The sequence below is a fragment of the Caloramator sp. E03 genome, from assembly GCF_006016075.1.
Taxonomy (GTDB): domain Bacteria; phylum Bacillota; class Clostridia; order Clostridiales; family Caloramatoraceae; genus Caloramator_B.
Genome location: NZ_CP040093.1, coordinates 1,996,803 through 2,014,410, shown reverse-complemented (window position 1 = coordinate 2,014,410; position 17,608 = coordinate 1,996,803). Strand labels below are relative to the sequence as shown.

Here is a 17,608-nt window from a genome sequence, read left to right as displayed (position 1 = left end):
ATTTTCATTAAAAATTTAAATATTTGCAATATATTTTAGAAAAGAACTCTGACCGCGACCGTATAAAATATCACGGTCAGATAAAATGTTAATTATAGAGCCTGTGTCTTAGCCTTCTTTTCTGCTTGACGTCTTAATACATCTACATAAACAGCACCAATTATAACAACACCTATTGCAACAGTCTGAAGATCAGCTGATACTCCAAGAAGGTTTAAACCATTTCTTAAAACAGCCATAATCATAGCGCCTATCAATGTACCCCATACAGTTCCTGAGCCTCCCATAAAAGAAGCACCACCAATTATACATGCTGCAATTGCATCAAGATCGTAATCAAGACCTGCAAGTGGAAATGCTGCATTAACTCTTCCAGTCAATACAAGTCCTCCAACAGCAGCCATAAATCCACAGATTGTATAAACAAGTATAAGAGTTTTATCTACATTTATACCAGAAAGCTTTGAGGCCTCTAGATTACCACCAACTGCATATATGTATCTTCCTTGAGCTGTCCTGTTTAAGAATATTGAAAATATTACAAAAATAACAACAACAAGAATAAAACTCACTGGTACTGGACCTATATAGCCTGCACCTATATATTGTATTGCCTTTGGGAAACCAGATATTGGTGAAGCTGCTGTGATAATCAGAGCAAGCCCTCTTGCAATATTTTTCATACCAAGTGTTGATATAAAAGGATGAGGTAATCTCATCTTTGTAAGCATAACACCATTTAAAAATCCCAAAAAAGCTCCTACTATAAGACATATAAACATTGCAAAAATAGGATTAATACCCCATTTAACAACTGATACACCCATAATACAAGTAGATAAAGCAAGTACTGAACCAACCGAAAGATCTATACCTGCAGTTAATATAGTCAAAAGCATACCAACTGAAATTAAACTGTTAATAGCAGATTGCCTTGCAATATTCATTATGTTTTTAAGTGTCAAGAAATGAGAGGATGCAAATGTTAATATAATGCACAAAATCAAAAGTCCAAGTAATGATCCAAATTTTGAAATATAATTTTTAATTGATTTTTTATCAACAGATTGAAATCTTTCAGCTTTTATATTTTCAAATCCTATATTACTCATTTAATTACCTCCTGTCGCTGCAAGCATTATATTTTCCTGAGTAGCGTGGGCCCTATCTATTTCTGCAGTAATTCTCCCTTCATGCATTACATATATTCTATCACTCATACCAAGTATTTCTGGTAATTCTGAAGAAATCATAATTACTGCAGCCCCCTCTTGTATAAGTTGATTTAGAATATTGTAAACCTCAACTTTTGCACCAACATCAATACCTCTTGTTGGCTCATCAACAATGTATATCTTTGCTTTTGTATTAAGCCATTTTGCAATTACTACCTTCTGTTGATTTCCACCACTTAACTGCCTTGTTACAAAATTTTCAATCGGTGGATTAATATTTAATTTTTTGATATTCTCACGTGTGATTTCTTTAAGATACTTTAAATTTAGTAGCATCCCTTTTGATGTTTTATCGTATGATGCAATATGCGTATTAAAATCTATAGTATTATCTAAAATTAATCCCTGTCCCTTTCTATCCTCTGTTAAAAATGCTATGCCAAAATTCATTGCATCTCTTGGAGATTTTATATTAACTTTTTTATTTTCAATGTAAATTTCACCTGAATCTATCTCATCCGCTCCAAAAATTGCCCTTGCAACTTCAGTCCTTCCTGCTCCAACAAGTCCAGCTATTCCTACTATTTCACCTTTTCTAACATTAAAACTTACATCCTTAAATATTCCTTTTCTTGTCAAATTTTCAACTCTAAGAGCCTCTTCACCTATCTTTACCTTTATCTTTGGGAATTGTTGTTCTAAGCTTCTACCTACCATAAGCTTAATCAATTGTTCAACAGAAACTTGTTCTATTGGTAGAGTTGTAATCTTCATACCATCTCTCATTACAGTAACTCTGTCACATATCTCCATGACTTCTTCGAGTCTATGCGATATATAAATAACCGCAATTCCTTTACTTTTTAACTCCCTAATCGTTCTTAAAAGTTCTTTAACCTCTCTTCCTGTAAGACTTGATGTTGGCTCATCCATTATTAATAGCTTTGTCTTTATACTTAATGCTTTAGCAATTTCAACCATCTGTTGTTGTCCTATACCAAGAGAAGCCACATCTTGTTTAGTATCGATATCTTGTCCAAGTTCTTTTAAAAGTTCATAAGATTTTCTTCTCATTTCCTTTATATCAAGGAGGCCCTTATTACCGTTTTGTTTTATTTCTCTTCCCAAAAATACATTTTCTGCAACCGTAAGACCTTTTATAATATTGAGTTCCTGATATATTGCTGTTATACCATATTCCATAGCATCTCTAGGACCATTGATTATGACTTCTCTACCTTCAATAAATATTTTCCCAGCATCATTTTTATAGGCTCCAGTTAATATTTTTATAAGAGTAGACTTCCCTGCTCCATTCTCCCCTACCAATCCATGGACTTCACCAGGAAATATATCAAAATCAACATTGTTAAGTGCTCTAACACCAGGAAATACCTTAGAGATACCTTTTAGTTCTAAAAATGGCTTCATTCTTTTTGTCACCTCATCTTTATATTGTGACTGAAGCTGAATCTTTTTTAATGTAAGATTCAACTTCAATCACAAAATTAATATATAGACTTATTTTTTCTTATTTTTTACCTAAAATTTTATCAAGATCGGCCTGTGCTTGATCAACATTTTCTGCAGTAATCATAGATGTTCCTGTATCAATCCTTGTATCAATCTTCTCTCCTTTTACAACTTTTACTGCTGCTTCAACACCAAACTTACCTATATTATATGGGCTCTGAGCTACTGAACCTGTAAGCTCTCCTGCTTTTATTGACTTTAATGCATCTGGTGATCCATCGAAACCAACTGTTATAATTCCCTTTTTTCCTGCCTGCATAATTGCTCTTTGTGCACCAAGTGCCATTTCATCATTTGAGCAGAATACAGCTTTAACATCTGGATATGTCTGGAGTAAGTTTTCCATTACTGACATACCCATATTTCTATCGCTGTTTGCTGGCTGTACTGCTACGATTTGAAGGCCAGCATCTTCCATAGCCTTTTTGGCACCATTTACACGTTCATCATGCGTAGTATCACCTAAAGCTCCTCTAATAATTACAACTTTGTCTCCCTTTTGTAATTTACTTGCAATAAACTTTCCACCAACTTCACCACCTGCATAGTTCCCTGTCCCTACAAATGAACATTTCTTGTCCCATTTAGCATCTGTATCTATTAATATTACTGGAATATTAGCTTCTGCAGCCTTATCAAATGTAGCTATAGCTGCACTTGGCTGTGATGGAGCAACTACAAGAGCTGAAACCTTTTTAACTATCTGATCTTCCATTATCGATGTTTGACCTGCAATATCTGTTTCTGCATTAGGACCTAGAACTTCAACATCAACTCCAAGTTGCTTTGCTGCATCCATAGCACCTGCTTGTACTATTTTCCAGTAATCACTGTTTAACGCCTTTAAAACAACAGCTATTTTTATTTTTTTTGCTTCATTATTATTAGAAGTATTATTATTCTGTTGAGCTTCTTTCTGGCCACATCCTGAAAAAACAATAACTGTCATAATTAAAATAACAAAAATGCTTAATAATTTTTTAATTTTTTTCATTTTTAAATCCCCCTCAATATTATGTATTAATAATAATATTTAAATGTGTAAAATTGAAATTTTTTAATCTACCACCTTCCTTTTAATTTTTAGTGTATGCATTAATGATACATTCAAAAAAAATCGATTAACAGTTTAAAGATAAAATAAATGTTTATTTTTTGCTTTATAAAAACTTTAAAAATTGATTATTTAGTTAATTTTTGAAGTTTTTTTGTAATTTTAATTATTAATCTTTTCTTGTCTAAATTTTAATCCGGCTAATATTCAAGCATTAGCCGGATTATTATATTTTAATCTCCTATACTATTTCTATATTGATTAGGCGAAATACCATAAAACTTCTTAAATGCTGTATAAAAGTAATTAGAGTTTGTAAAACCTACTTTTTCTGCTATTTCAATAACAGAAAGGTTTGTTGTTTCAAGAAGTTTTCTAGCATTTTCAAATCTCACTTCATTAATAAATGTAGATAAAGACTTGCCTTCAATTTCTTTAAAGAGTACCCTTAAATAACTTGATGATAATTTCATTTTTTCCGCAATAACTTCAAGAGATAATAACGGATTTTCATAATTTAAATATATATAATTTTTTACTTTTTCCACAACATCATTCTTTTTATTGCTCTTTTTATCTTTCATTTTTTGAGATATATATTCCGTTAATCCCATTATATAACTTTTTATGTCATCAATAGTTTCATAACTGCTCATATTATTCATAAAGTCACCAATATTTATATATACGCTTTCTTTATTCATTCTTAACATATTATTAATAACTCTGATAATATTAATTACAAGTTGAGTTATAGCAATTATCATATCACTATAGGAAAATGACATAAAATGGCTAAATATCTTATCCAGCTCTTTTTCTGTTTCATCAATATTTCCCGATCTAATACATTTAAATATTGCCTGTTCCATGTCTTCATTATATTTATACTCAGCAGTAATATCAGCAGTTATTTTTTCATTATATAGAATAGACTTTAAACCATATTTAAACCTGTAATTAATATAATGCTGTGCTGTACTATAAGACATAGATATATCTTCTATACCATGAGAAACCTTACCAATTGAAGCCGATACTGAAATGTTATTCTTATACAATATTTCTTGTACGCTTTTAATAGCTTTTATAATTTTATCCATAGATGCATTATGATTATCTTCTTCAAAATCAACAATGACACATAGCTCATTATCATTTATAATTACAATTTCATTTTTAAAGCATCTTGAAAATATATCATCAACAACTAAACGAAGTTTTCCTTCTAAATCGGATATTGGATATTGTAAATCATTTTGTTTTATTAATTCTTTATATTTATCAATTTTAAAAAGTATAACATAAGTATTATCAAAATTAAGATTTGAACCAAGTTCTATCAGTTTATTTTTTATATCTTCTGTTCCTGTCTTTATATTTAATAATAAATTTATTATTAATTGTCTTTTAATAAAATTTGCATCTGCTTCTGATAGTTTTCCCGATGTTTCATATCTTCTAATAATTTCATCAACTGCTTTTGACATATATTCTATATCTGTTGTGTCTTGTTCTTTTAAATCGAATTCATCATCCTCTGCATAATAATTTTTTAAAGTTTTTAATATCTTTGCAATAGGTAAATATATCTTTTCAGAATAGAAGAAAGAAAGAATTAGTCCTAAAAGAAATAGAATAATAAAAATATTTATCATAAAATGCATCATCTTATAAATAATACCCATTAACGCTTCATAAGGTACTATATTTATCATCTTCAATTCTAAATTGTGACTTGTTTTATAAGTTACTATATAAGGTATACCATCAATTTTACAAAGAAAGCTTCCACTTTCTTTTTTTGAATTTAATATTTTTTGTATATAGTCCTTGGATGAAATATTCTTTAAAAATAATTCTGGATTTGAATCAAAAATAACAACTCCATTTTTATCTATTGCAAAAAGATTATAACCTTTTTGAGACATATCTTTAAAATATGCTTGTACAGAATTAGCATCAACGTTTAATACTATTGCTCCATAAGGTACTTTCTTATCTGTAGACTTTATATTTGTTAAAAGAACCGACAAAACATCTTTATAATATTTCTGCTTACCTATATTTATATTAATTTTCCTGGGAATAAATCTCGTACTCATCGTTTCATTACTATTTTTTATGATATCAATTATCTCTTTATCATAGAACTCATCATACTTTGATGAATTACTGATAGAAGTATATATTGTATTAGTATTGTAATTGTAAACATATATAGATTGCACAAAAGGAAGCCTTAATGCAGCTTGTTTTATTTTATTTTCCCCTGTTAATGATAATATCTTATTATTAAACATAAGATTATATATATCTTCATCCAAATATAGCTGATACACATAAGATTTTGCCCAATTTAAAGTATATCCTATATAATATTCAGCTTGATTTAGAATTTTCTTTGAAGTATCTTCAGATTGTTCCAATATATATATTTTATATTCATAATATAAAACAGTTGTATATATCATCATTATTATTGATATTACCGATAAAAATGAAAAAATTAACCTTTGAAAAATGCTCTTAAATTTTACTATTTTTTTTAATTTTAAATATAAAGATTTCATATCAGGGCCTCCTTATAATACTCAACCAATCTTTATATTTGTTATTAAACACAACAAATATTTATAATAATTGAACTATTTTGTATTTTATATTATATATAATTATATTTCATTAAAACAATAAAAAACAATAAAAAATTATTTACAATTATAAAAGGTTATCTGGCAATAAAAATCTTTCCATAGCCAGATAACCTTAACTTTTATTCCTTCCTTAAAATCTTTGGAACTTTAGGTGTTCTTAATCTATGAGCTGAAGGTATGCCAGAACCTAAAAGAGGAAGAACGTAATGCCTAAAGGCCTCTGTTACGTTATTATCTTCACTATTTATAAATTCATCAGGCATTTGTTTCGTTTTACCTGCAACATCCTCAAGTTTTGTTAACTGATAATCAACAGAATATTCTCCTGTTCTGTGTATTGTTATAGAACCGTCAAGATTATGCCATAAGGTTAAAGCGGTACAATTAAAGGAATATGAATAATTCTGCACACATCGGTTATCATAATATTGTTATTCCTGTTAACCATAAAAGATAGAAAATTTTATTTTTTTAATTTTAAAGATTTTTAATTTTATTAAAACAAGCAAAGGAGGGCATTTAAATAAATTGCCTACATGCCTTTTAATACGAAGCTTTCATTAATTAGCTTGATTTATACTTTCTATTTGATATCTTTGATTAAGTTCATTAAACCTAAAAGTATAAGTATATTTAAATATTTTTATACTTTCTTCATTGTCTGCATTATATATCTTATATCTTTCCTCAGTAGTTACAGTACCTGTTTTATTATCCAGGCTCATATTATATGATAAAATATCAAGGGACATGATGTATTCCCTAATACCTTTACTATAAGTATTATGCACATAAGTTTTTTGCATTTCATATATTGAGCTGCCAGGATATAAATATGATTCTAAATATGAAAAGTCATTGTAATTAACAGCAGTACATAGTACCTCTGCATAGCCTTCTACTAATTCTCTTATAGTTTCTTCCATTCTTTCTATCTGATAAATAGCATTTTCAAAGTCCAAATATACTTCTGTATTTTCAGAATCATCCACTGCATATTCATCACTAACTAAGTCTTTACCATTTTTATTGGTTTTAGCATAAACCTTTGTACTTACATTAAATAGTCCAAACATCTTTACATCTTGAACCTTAACACCAGTTGCTTGATTATTTACATATATTTCTGCATCCAGAAAATCACTATCAAAATTCAAATATTTAACATTATTAAGCAGATATGCTGTTATTCTACCCTTTTCATCTGTTTCATTTGAATCTATTGTATTTACATCATAACTTTCATTAAGATTTGCATATTTACCCTTATAGGTTGCAGTAATTTTATGTATTCCAGGTAAAAAAGGACCAAATTGTTTTTCAAAATTATCAGTATCACTTTTGCCAATTTCATTGCCATCTATTTAAAACTCTACATCCTTTACCTTTGTATTAATATTTATGTATACAGGATTTACAGCTATTTTATAGTTCGTAAAGAAAAGAAATTTACTCCCTACCTTTCTTATAGTTAATATCCAAAAGAATTATTCTGTGCAATATTATACAAAGCACTATTTGTACATAAAAGATATGCTTGTTTTGTTAAGTTTTCAATAAGATCCTTTGTGTAAAAAGAATTATCTTTTAAATATTTTGTTAGTGGTTCAACGCTCTTATCATCTAGTTTTAAATTTTTGTCACTAACATATAAATACTTTACTAAATTTTTTATTATCTCCAGTTTTTATTGCTTGCTCAAAACTTTCAACTATTTTAGTTGGATTTGATTGAATTTTTCATAATACAAAAAATATTGAAGCAAGTATAACAATAACTACTGAAGCAATTATTCCATATCTCATATTCTTTGGCATTATTTTATAATTAATTTTCTTCCCTTTTAAATCATCATTAAAAATTTTATGCTTAACTACATCACTATTTTGTATATTGCATTGCTCATTTTTTAAATCCCTATTTAAATTATATCCACATTTTGCACAGAATTTTTGATTCTCATTTATGTTAGAACCACACTTGGGACAAAACTTCATGTTATAACCTCCCCATTAAAAACCAATCATATTTGAAATACTTTTAATATGATTTATAAGCCATATAAAATTTGATTTCATGTATTTAGCTGTTATAGTAGTTAATACAATCAAAGCAATTATTGCAATAAAAGCCACAATAAAAATAGAATGATTTTCATTGTTGATTAGATGAATATTAATAAGCTTGCTTAAACTGATTATTGCAGTAAATATTCCAAATAGGAACATTATAATACCTAAATAAAATGATAAATATGATGCAATTATAGAAATTATCTCAAAATAAACAAAAGTCAATATACTTAAAACAGAAATTTTAAATATTACTAATACATCGTTTTTTTCTTTTGATAAAATATTTGAAAATATTAATATTCACATAAATACAACCAATATAATTGCAAACATTATAAATGTATTTTGTAAGAATATTCTACCATAAGGTAATTGTATTAAAGATTTTATTCTTTCAATTACCTGGGTAAAATCCATTAAATCATTTATATCACTCAAATAACCTTCATTAAAAAGGGACATAAAACTATTAATAGATTTTGCAAAATCAATAACTGTTTTGTTAACGTTATTAATTATTTGATTTGTTTTTCATATACCAAGTAAACCCTGAATTAAACAAATAACTTTCGCCAGTAATATAGATGCTTGTTTATTTTCTTGCTCAATAAACTTTTTTGCTCCATCAATTGGCTTTAAAAACATTTGATTATTACATTAATAATCTCTTGAAAATCCAGTTGGTTGTTGACCTTTAAAGCCACCTCATTTGATGAAAAATCTTTAAAATCATCCTCCTGTTGTTTAAAACCACAATTTGGGCAAAATATATCACCTTCTTCCAAATTAAATCAACAGTTTTTACATTTTAACATAAATACACCCCCACCTATTAATAATAAGTTTTCTATCATTATGATATAGTTATAATCTTCCAAATCAACATTCATGGTTTATTCATTCAATGGCTATATCAATCGAATGATTTTATGTACTATTTATTATAATATGTGACTAATTCTATAAATCTAAAATTCTAATTTATCAACAAGTTATCATTCATACCAAAGATAATTAAAAAGAGCCATGAACTTATATTAAATGCTACATGGCTCATATTTTTTAATAATTTAATTTATTTTTTAAATTTTTGAGATTTATTTGCAATAATCATATATTATAACTCCTTTAACTACCCTATTTACATATCCTTCTGGATTAGGATTATCAGGAGTTATTCCAAGGTTTAATGATTTAAATAACCCTAACATCTGTGCATAAATAATATATAGAGGGACTAAAAAGGCTTCATCTATTTTGCTAAAGTCTTGTTTTAAGCCGAAAATATAATCTGCACCGTTAACATTCATTTCTTCAGGTAAAAATAGCATTATTTTTCTATCTCCAGGCTCATTTGCAATCTCATTCAGTAAATCCAAATCATATCTTTGTGTGTATGAATTGTTTGAAATAAACAAACCTAATAGTGTTGAATCGTTGATAACTGATTTTGGTCCGTGCCTGAAACCTAAAGGTGTATTTGAATTTGTATTTACAACTCCATGTGTAAGCTCTAAAGATTTTAAAGCTGATTCCATAGCACATCCTTTTAGTCCGCCACTTCCAAGATATATAAGTCTATCATACTTATTTCTTGATATTTTTTCTATAATTTCCGCATCTTCGTTTATTATTCTTTCTGCTTCACTTGATAGAATATCAAACAATTCTTTCTTGTTTTCAATCTCATTAATAAATGGAAGCATTAAATCAGTCAAAAGCATACATGTAAAACTGCTTGTCATTGCGAATCCATCATCATTTGATTCTTCAGGCATAAAAATATTTAAACAGTTTTTCTTTCCCATTGTTCCTTTTGCCATACTGCCATTTTTATTACATGTAATGTTTAAGAAATAAATCTCATCTATTATTTTTTCAGCAAGTTCAATCGTTGCTAAACTTTCTGGGCTGTCACCAGATCTTCCGTGAGATATTAAAAGAGTTGGCTTATCTTTATAAAAGAAATTCTCAGGTGAAGCAACAATATCAGTTGTATCAATTGCTTCTATATCTAACTTTAAATTTCTTCTTAAATATCCTTCACTGCAATTACCAACAAATGCAGAAGTACCAGCACCGGTTATTATAATCCTTATTCCCTCTCTTTTAAGAATTGGATTTAAAAAATTGCTTATCTCTAATTTTTGATTTAAAAGAATATTATAAAGTTCTCTCCACACACGTGGCTGCTGTTCTATTTCTTTTGCTGTCGAATATGCCTTTTTATTTTTTAATTCTTCCACATTATACCCAAGTAACATATTTATTCCTCCTGTTTATATTAATATTTTTTATGCTCTATCATAGCACCCAAAGAGCTTAATTTTTTCTTTTACTACTTCTTCAATACTCTTTTCACCAGTTGAAAGATATTTTCTTGGATCGCTTTCGTCAGGATTTTCTTTAAATACTTCTTTTATTGAATTTGCAAAGGGAATCTTTAATTCAGTTGCAATATTTATTTTATTTATACCTAAGCTTATAGCCTTCCTAACTAAATCATCAGGAACGCCGGATGCTCCATGTAGTACTAATGGAATATCTATTAATCTCCTTATTTCTTTTAACCTTTCAAAATCGAGTCTTACTTCTCCTTTATATAGTCCATGGGCTGTACCAATTGCTATTGCCAAGGAATCAATTCCTGTTCTTTTTACAAAATCTGCTGCAGTATCAGGATCAGTATATGATTTTTTATCATCATTTAAGAATAAATCATCCTCAACCCCTACTATACTTCCAAGTTCTGCCTCTACACTAACTCCAACAGCATGTGCGATTTCAACCACTTTTCTTGTAGTATCAACATTTTTTTCATAGTCCATCATCGAAGCATCAATCATAACCGAAGTATATCCGGCTCTAATACACCTTACAGCAATCTCAAAAGAATTCCCATGGTCTAAATGAAGAGCAATAGGAATATTATATTTTTCAGATGCAGTCCTTGCAATCGAAGCAATATAATCTTCTCCAGCATGCTTTATTGTACCTGGAGTTGTCTGTAAAATAACCGGCGAGTTCATTTCAGAGGCTGACTTTACAACAGCTTTTAGAGTTTCTAAATTATGAATATTAAACGCACCAACTGCATATCCATTAATTTTCGCTTGGTGCAGCATTTTATCTGTATTTACTAATGCCATTTATTTAACCTCCAATAACATAATTTAATATTTCAAAAGGTTTATTACATATATTAAAATTGCCGTATTCAAAGTTGCTTTTTCTATCTATCTCTCCCCAATTAGCTAATATAAAATCTACATCTCCATTTTTAGCACATCCATAGTCGTAAATCGTATCTCCAATATAAACCGCATCATTTGAATTTATATTAAACTCTTTTATTGCTTTCAATATCTGATCAGGATATGGTTTAGGTTTAAGACTTTCATCATAAGTAACAACAACATCAAAATAATGAATAATTTTTCTTAATACCATATCCATTTCTACCTCAAAATCATATCTTGAAGTTACAATCCCAAGTTTTATACCTTTACTTTTCAAGATATCAAGAAGTTCTTCAATTTGAGGGTATAACTTCGTTTTATATGAAAATTTTTGAATAAGCTCTCCCCAAACTTTAAGAGTATAATCAATATTTTTAATATTAAGCTTCTCTAAAGCACATTTGCCTGGTATACCCATAGCAAAATATAATTCTTCTTTACTATATTCTATATTGTAAAGATTTTTCATAGTTAACCTTAATGCTTCAATAGTTGCCTCTTCTGTATCTATTAACGTCCCGTCAACATCAAAGAGTACACATTCTTTTTTATGCACCAAATCACCACCTATTAAATATAATCAATAAAAGCAGAGCCAACTATAAATAAAAATCAACTCTGCTTTTATTGATTTTTAAGTTAAATTCCCTCCTCTGTTTCCTTAACAATTATGGTTTGTCCATTAGAAACTTTCTTAAACTTCATAACAGAATTTTTGCTTGTATTTACTATATGTTCAGCCAATTCAGAAATAGTAAGCATATCTTTTTGGAAGAGAACTTCTAATAAAGAACTAATGTTGCATCCTGCTGTGACTTCAAAATTATCGTTATAATTAGAAATCTCCGCTGCAACTTTAAAGGGTGTTCCTCCAGCAATATCACATACAAATAATACTTGTGAATCAGTATTTTCATCTAATATTTTTTTTATTTTGTCTTTTAACGTTATATCAGAATCTTCCACAGTAAAATCAACAGCAAACAAATCATTATTTACCCCAGATATTAAGTTTACTGAACTTTTTAGCCCTGTTGCAAAGTTACCATGTCCAGTTAATATGATTATTTTCCTCATATTATAGAACACCAATAAATGATAATAATATTGCTAAAATAAATGTCATAAATATTAAAACTACAGGGCTGACTTTTTTCTTTTTCAATAAATAGAACATAAGAAGCGTATATCCAAGAGGTAAAAGATTAGGGAAAATCTTATCAAAGAAATCTTTCTGTAGTGATACTGCATGGTCAGCATTTATTGCTATAGTGCTTAAAACGTTAATGTGTACATATGATGCAATCAGTCCTCCAATAACTGTTATGCCTAATATTGAAGCAGCTTTTGATATCATCTGGGAATTAGTTTTAATTATATCTATAGCTTTCGTTCCTAAATTGTAACCAAGGTGAGTCCATACAATACGTAGTAAAAATATAGTTAAGTACACAGTAAAGAATAAAATTGGTCCTAAAACATTCCCCTGCATAGCAAAGGATGAGCTTATTCCTGCAACTATTGGTAAAATAGTAAACCAGAATATTGCATCTCCTATACCTGCTAAAGGTCCAAATAAAGCTACTTTTAAACCTTTTATTATTCCTCTGTCTTCATGGCTTTCCTCTAATGATAAAAGCAGTCCCATTAAAAATCCAACAAAATTAGGATGGGTATTAATAAATTCCAAATTATCAGTCATAGCTTCTGATAATCCTTTTTTATCATCCTTATATATTTTCTTTAAAAATGGCAGCTGTGCCGCAGTAAAACCGCCTGCCTGCATTCTCTCATAATTAAAGCTTGCCTGTAAAAATGATGACAAAAGACCTAACCTTGTAATATCTTTTTTAGTTAAAACTTTATTATATTCCTTCACTGTAATCATCTCCTTTCACCATTGCTGCTTCGCCTTTTACAATTTTATCTTTAGAATTGAAATACTCATAAATAGCTAACGCTGCTCCAATAACAGCAACTGGAAGTAAGTTTGAAAATGGAATAAACGATGCAATAAAGAATCCTATCATTAAATATGGTACATACTGAGCTTTCATCATAACCTTTAGAAGCATTCCAAAACCAACTGCAGGTAAAATTCCTCCTGCTATTTCAAATCCATGTGCAAGCCATGCTGGCATTGCAGCAACTAAAGCTTTCATTAAATCCTGTGCAACATAAACACATAAAAATACAACTATACCATAGGTTATTGCTACAATAGATGTTGTTAAAATGTTTAATTTTATTAAAGACTTAGTATCAGCTTCTTCTGCATATTTGTCAGCCTTTGCCATAAAGAAAGAAAAGCTTGAATAATAGAATAAAATGATATACTGCATTAAAAAGCTGAAAGGTAATGCTAAACCTATTGCTGTTTTTGGATCTGTTCCTGTTGTAAATGCTATAACCGTTGTCATAAGTCCTGCTAATATTGGGTTTGGAGGCTGTGTTCCACCAGCTGGAGTCAATCCTGCAAAAGCTAATTCTGTTAATCCTCCAGCAATTAATCCCGTTTGTAAATCTCCAAGAATAAGTCCTGATAAAGTACCTACTATTATAGGTCTGAATAAAAATAGTGCCTCAAGCCAAAAGTCAATACCAACTATAATTGCTAAAAGGGCTAATAGCAAACCTTGGGTTAAAGTAACACTATGCATGACATCTTTCCTCCTTATTTAATAAATTCTTTTTTATCATCAGGAGTGTCTTGTATGTAAACATTAACTCCTTTTTTACTTATGTAGTACAAATCATCTAAATCTTTATCATCTACATAAACCTTCTTGCTAATCTGTCGTTTTCCATGAGAAAAGTGCATGTTACCTACATTTACTTCTTTAATTGGCACCCCACCATCAATTAATTTTCTAATTATTTCCGGTGTCTTACATACAATAAATATCTTTTGAGATGGTGAAGCTTTGTGAATTACATTGATTGTATGCTCTACAGTAAAAAATCTAATTCCTACACCAGATGATTCAGCTGTAACAGACATAAGCTGCTGCTGCAATGGATCCTTTGAAACATCATCATCAACTACTACGATTAGATTTGCGCCTATTGACGTGGTCCATATAACACCAACTTGTCCATGAACCAGCCTGTTATCAATACGTGCTAATAAAATATTTGGCTGAGCCATTTTTAATACCTCCTTGTCATTAAATTCACCTATTAATAAAGCAAAAAACATGCCAAGCAGTGTAACACTGCTTAGCATGTTTTTAAGGACTTTTTTTATATAAAGTGTATTTCTTTTTTTGACACTATATATAAATCTATATGTAATTACAATACTGTCAATGACACTATTTTATTATTTTAAAATTCCAAAAGAATATCCTATAATGCCTAATATCATTAAACCTATTATGCATAAAACTGGAGGAACTTTTTTTCTTAACAGATAGTATATAAAAAACGTAAAACATAATGGAAGCATGTTAGGCATTATTGCATCAAGCTGCTGCTGAACAGTTACAGTTATTAATTTTCCATTAGATCTATAAGAGTATAATCTAACTGGTACATTAATTACTGTCCATTTTGCAACAAGGCCTCCCATTACTGTATATGCGAGTACCGTAACTGTTTTCATTATTTTAGGCATTATGTCCTTTATTGAAGTTATCATATTAACTCCTTGATTATAGGATATAATCAAACCATAATACCTCATTATTAATCTAATAATATTAATAATTATAAAAAATATTATTGGTCCTGCTATATTTCCACCAAGGGCTATGCCAGCCCCGATTGCTGCAGTCATCGGTCTTAATATTCCCCAAAATATAGGATCTCCTAAGCCTGCTAAAGGACCCATAAGAGCTACTTTAATACCGGTTATCATTTCATTATCAATCTTTTCATTATTTGCCCTTGCTTCTTCCATAGCTGCATTTACTCCTAATACTACAGGTACTGTAAATTGGTGTGTATTAAAATATTCCATATGCCTTTTAAGGGCTTTTGATAAGTCTTCTTTTGTTTTATATAATTTTTTTAAAACAGGTATCAGGCTGTAGCAATAACACAAATTCTGCATTCTCTCATAATTCCACGAAAGCTGATAAAATTGCATTCTCCAAAATACTTTCATAAGATCTTTACGATTCAGTTTAATTGATTCGTTTTTTTCATTCAGTTCATTCTCAACATTAACAGCATCGCTATTTAAATCAGCTGTCTTTACTCTTCTGCTTCTTCCCGTATTTCTATTATCATCTTTAATAAAGTAGAAATAATATATTGCCGCTAAACTTCCTCCTAAAACCGCCAAACCAACAAGAGTTATATTTGAAAACGTTGTTGCCAAAAAACCAATAAAGAAAAAAGGTAATAACTCTTTTATATTTAAAAGCTGCATAATCATCGCATATCCAACAACTACTAAAAAACCCGAAGCAACCTGCAATCCTGAAGTAATAGGCTTTGGTATTTTATTAAGCATTATCTGAACATAGGATACATTTGCAAAATATGCAACCATCAAAGAAGGAACCGCTACCCTTAAAGCACTTGGAATTCCTGTTAAAAAATGCATTGCAGTTATTCCAGCTGTATTACCTTTTTCTGCAAATTTATCTGCCCAATGCATTATTATTACATCTATTGTACTCTTTTGTACTATTTGAAGTATCTGCCCAGCAACTGCTACTGGAATAGCAATGCTTATCGATATGCCAATATTCTGCTTACCAATAATAGTTAATATAGCTGCAATAGTCCCGGCAAGAGCAGGATCTGGAGGAACTGATGCCCCTATTGTCATCCACCCTAATGCAACTAACTCCATTGAAGCTCCAGCCATTACACCAGATTTAATATCACCTAAGGCAAGTCCAACTAATGTGCTGGCAATCAGCGGTCTGTGTGTTTGATATTCTTCTGTTGCAGCTCCTATTCCAGATATTGATGTTACAATAAACAACAATATAAACTTTGTTATTGTCAATCATCATTCCTCCTTTAACTGCAATAGAGTTAAAACATTTACACTTTTATCTGTCGGGAGCATTCTAACATCTAAAACAATATTTTTTTCAGCTATTTTTTTAAAAGCCTCTATTTCGCTTTCACTTACATAAACAGCTGTGCTGATGCGCCTCTTACCATCTTTATATGGCAGTCCTCCTATATTTACTTTTTCAAAATGACCTCCTTTCTCTAAAAACTCTAATATTTCAAAGGGATTGCTGAAAAGAATCATTAAATCTTCATATTCGCTTTCTTCTTCATATATTTCAACAGCTTCATCAACATCACAAAATAATATATTTATTCCTTCAGGCACTGCCATTTCTATAAACGTTTTTCGTATTTCATCTCTTACCACATTTTTATCTACTACCATTATTTCTGTTATACCTTCGCTTGAGCACCAGTTGTTTACTATTTGTCCATGTACTAATCTTTCATCAAGTCTTACTACTTTTAGCATATTTACCTCCTCAAAACTATTTATTTATTTTCTCTGATAATTTTTCTTTAACATCAACAATTCCATTTTTACCTGCACGTTTTGCAGCTTTAGATATTATACTCAAAGGTTCATTTCGTCTTGAAATAATATCAAGAAGCATCGGCATATTAAATCCAGTAATAACATTCAATTTTTCATCTATCTCTAATGAGCTTACATTATACGGGCTTCCGCCTAATATATCCACAAGAATTAAAGTGTATTCTGTTTTAAGTCTTTCTTTTGCTAAATTTATTTTCTCTTTTAAATCTTCTATGCTTTCTCCTGTTTTAAAATTTATCGTTTCTATTTTCTCCTGCTCGCCATATAACATTTTTATGGATTCATATAATGCCTCAGCATAATTGCCGTGAGATACTATAATTATTCCTACCATTTTTTATT

General features: G+C 29.5%; 20 protein-coding genes. All 20 read right to left on the bottom strand.

What is annotated here, in order from left to right; all coding sequences use genetic code 11:
- Positions 1–92: 92 nt before the first annotated feature.
- The 20 genes from FDN13_RS09880 to FDN13_RS09795 all read right to left on the bottom strand — a co-directional run bounded on the left by FDN13_RS09880 (position 93) and on the right by FDN13_RS09795 (position 17,600).
- Complete coding sequence (locus FDN13_RS09880; RefSeq protein WP_138980046.1) at positions 93–1,112, bottom strand: ABC transporter permease; 1,020 nt, start codon at positions 1,110–1,112, stop codon at positions 93–95.
- Positions 1,113–2,675, bottom strand: a complete 1,563-nt coding sequence (locus FDN13_RS09875; RefSeq protein WP_371414817.1) for a sugar ABC transporter ATP-binding protein — start codon at positions 2,673–2,675, stop codon at positions 1,113–1,115.
- A 31-nt stretch (positions 2,676–2,706) separates the two neighbouring features.
- A complete protein-coding gene (locus FDN13_RS09870; protein WP_138980045.1) occupies positions 2,707–3,702 on the bottom strand; it encodes a sugar ABC transporter substrate-binding protein in 996 nt (331 codons plus the stop codon).
- Between the two features lie 293 nt (positions 3,703–3,995).
- Entirely contained in the window at positions 3,996–6,335 is a 2,340-nt protein-coding gene (locus tag FDN13_RS09865; RefSeq protein ID WP_138980044.1) for an AraC family transcriptional regulator, read from the bottom strand.
- Positions 6,336–6,538: 203 nt separating this feature from the next.
- Positions 6,539–6,829 carry a hypothetical protein gene (locus tag FDN13_RS09860; protein WP_138980043.1) on the bottom strand — a complete coding sequence of 97 codons (291 nt, stop codon included), beginning with the start codon at positions 6,827–6,829 and terminating at the stop codon, positions 6,539–6,541.
- Between the two features lie 150 nt (positions 6,830–6,979).
- The gene (locus FDN13_RS09855; RefSeq protein WP_138980042.1) at positions 6,980–7,576 is read right to left on the bottom strand and encodes a TcaA NTF2-like domain-containing protein; all 597 of its coding nucleotides are present in this window, start codon (positions 7,574–7,576) and stop codon (positions 6,980–6,982) included.
- A gap of 314 nt (positions 7,577–7,890) precedes the next feature.
- Positions 7,891–8,094, bottom strand: a complete 204-nt coding sequence (locus tag FDN13_RS14595; protein ID WP_371414846.1) for a TcaA second domain-containing protein — start codon at positions 8,092–8,094, stop codon at positions 7,891–7,893.
- A gap of 64 nt (positions 8,095–8,158) precedes the next feature.
- Entirely contained in the window at positions 8,159–8,416 is a 258-nt protein-coding gene (locus FDN13_RS09850; RefSeq protein ID WP_138980041.1) for a zinc-ribbon domain-containing protein, read from the bottom strand.
- A 15-nt stretch (positions 8,417–8,431) separates the two neighbouring features.
- Complete coding sequence (locus FDN13_RS09845) at positions 8,432–8,716, bottom strand: hypothetical protein (RefSeq protein WP_138980040.1); 285 nt, start codon at positions 8,714–8,716, stop codon at positions 8,432–8,434.
- Positions 8,717–8,794: 78 nt separating this feature from the next.
- Entirely contained in the window at positions 8,795–8,956 is a 162-nt protein-coding gene (locus FDN13_RS14245) for a hypothetical protein (protein WP_168190134.1), read from the bottom strand.
- A gap of 635 nt (positions 8,957–9,591) precedes the next feature.
- Positions 9,592–10,758: an SIS domain-containing protein gene (locus FDN13_RS09840; RefSeq protein WP_138980039.1), complete on the bottom strand. Its 1,167-nt coding sequence runs from the start codon at positions 10,756–10,758 to the stop codon at positions 9,592–9,594.
- A gap of 30 nt (positions 10,759–10,788) precedes the next feature.
- Positions 10,789–11,643, bottom strand: coding sequence for a class II fructose-1,6-bisphosphate aldolase (fba, locus tag FDN13_RS09835; protein WP_138980038.1), 855 nt, complete (start codon positions 11,641–11,643; stop codon positions 10,789–10,791).
- A gap of 4 nt (positions 11,644–11,647) precedes the next feature.
- Positions 11,648–12,289 (bottom strand): HAD family hydrolase, encoded by a 642-nt coding sequence (locus FDN13_RS09830; RefSeq protein WP_168190133.1) that lies wholly within the window; start codon positions 12,287–12,289, stop codon positions 11,648–11,650.
- An 83-nt stretch (positions 12,290–12,372) separates the two neighbouring features.
- Positions 12,373–12,810, bottom strand: a complete 438-nt coding sequence (locus FDN13_RS09825) for a PTS sugar transporter subunit IIA (protein ID WP_138980036.1) — start codon at positions 12,808–12,810, stop codon at positions 12,373–12,375.
- Between the two features lies 1 nt (position 12,811).
- Positions 12,812–13,621 (bottom strand): PTS galactosamine transporter subunit IID, encoded by an 810-nt coding sequence (gene agaD / locus FDN13_RS09820; RefSeq protein WP_138980035.1) that lies wholly within the window; start codon positions 13,619–13,621, stop codon positions 12,812–12,814.
- Positions 13,599–14,393, bottom strand: coding sequence for a PTS galactosamine transporter subunit IIC (gene agaC, locus FDN13_RS09815; RefSeq protein ID WP_138980034.1), 795 nt, complete (start codon positions 14,391–14,393; stop codon positions 13,599–13,601). The genes agaD and agaC overlap by 23 nt, the downstream gene beginning before the upstream one ends.
- 14 nt (positions 14,394–14,407) lie before the next feature.
- Positions 14,408–14,881: a PTS galactosamine transporter subunit IIB gene (gene agaB, locus FDN13_RS09810; protein ID WP_138980033.1), complete on the bottom strand. Its 474-nt coding sequence runs from the start codon at positions 14,879–14,881 to the stop codon at positions 14,408–14,410.
- 174 nt (positions 14,882–15,055) lie between these two features.
- Complete coding sequence (locus tag FDN13_RS09805) at positions 15,056–16,696, bottom strand: mannose/fructose/sorbose PTS transporter subunit IID (protein WP_138980032.1); 1,641 nt, start codon at positions 16,694–16,696, stop codon at positions 15,056–15,058.
- 3 nt (positions 16,697–16,699) lie between these two features.
- Complete coding sequence (locus FDN13_RS09800) at positions 16,700–17,182, bottom strand: PTS system mannose/fructose/N-acetylgalactosamine-transporter subunit IIB (protein WP_138980031.1); 483 nt, start codon at positions 17,180–17,182, stop codon at positions 16,700–16,702.
- A gap of 16 nt (positions 17,183–17,198) precedes the next feature.
- Positions 17,199–17,600: a PTS sugar transporter subunit IIA gene (locus FDN13_RS09795; RefSeq protein ID WP_138980030.1), complete on the bottom strand. Its 402-nt coding sequence runs from the start codon at positions 17,598–17,600 to the stop codon at positions 17,199–17,201.
- Positions 17,601–17,608: the final 8 nt, after the last annotated feature.

What these genes read in the sequence shown, in the direction of transcription:
- FDN13_RS09840 (WP_138980039.1), bottom strand. Translation starts at nt 10,758, where the DNA reads ATGTTACTTGGGTATAATGTGGAAGAATTAAAAAATAAAAAGGCATAT.
- agaC (WP_138980034.1), bottom strand. Translation starts at nt 14,393, where the DNA reads ATGCATAGTGTTACTTTAACCCAAGGTTTGCTATTAGCCCTTTTAGCA.
- FDN13_RS14245 (WP_168190134.1), bottom strand. Translation starts at nt 8,956, where the DNA reads ATGTCCCTTTTTAATGAAGGTTATTTGAGTGATATAAATGATTTAATG.
- FDN13_RS09800 (WP_138980031.1), bottom strand. Translation starts at nt 17,182, where the DNA reads ATGCTAAAAGTAGTAAGACTTGATGAAAGATTAGTACATGGACAAATA.
- FDN13_RS09880 (WP_138980046.1), bottom strand. Translation starts at nt 1,112, where the DNA reads ATGAGTAATATAGGATTTGAAAATATAAAAGCTGAAAGATTTCAATCT.
- FDN13_RS09870 (WP_138980045.1), bottom strand. Translation starts at nt 3,702, where the DNA reads ATGAAAAAAATTAAAAAATTATTAAGCATTTTTGTTATTTTAATTATG.
- FDN13_RS09825 (WP_138980036.1), bottom strand. Translation starts at nt 12,810, where the DNA reads ATGAGGAAAATAATCATATTAACTGGACATGGTAACTTTGCAACAGGG.
- fba (WP_138980038.1), bottom strand. Translation starts at nt 11,643, where the DNA reads ATGGCATTAGTAAATACAGATAAAATGCTGCACCAAGCGAAAATTAAT.
- FDN13_RS09865 (WP_138980044.1), bottom strand. Translation starts at nt 6,335, where the DNA reads ATGAAATCTTTATATTTAAAATTAAAAAAAATAGTAAAATTTAAGAGC.
- FDN13_RS09850 (WP_138980041.1), bottom strand. Translation starts at nt 8,416, where the DNA reads ATGAAGTTTTGTCCCAAGTGTGGTTCTAACATAAATGAGAATCAAAAA.
- agaB (WP_138980033.1), bottom strand. Translation starts at nt 14,881, where the DNA reads ATGGCTCAGCCAAATATTTTATTAGCACGTATTGATAACAGGCTGGTT.
- agaD (WP_138980035.1), bottom strand. Translation starts at nt 13,621, where the DNA reads ATGATTACAGTGAAGGAATATAATAAAGTTTTAACTAAAAAAGATATT.
- FDN13_RS09795 (WP_138980030.1), bottom strand. Translation starts at nt 17,600, where the DNA reads ATGGTAGGAATAATTATAGTATCTCACGGCAATTATGCTGAGGCATTA.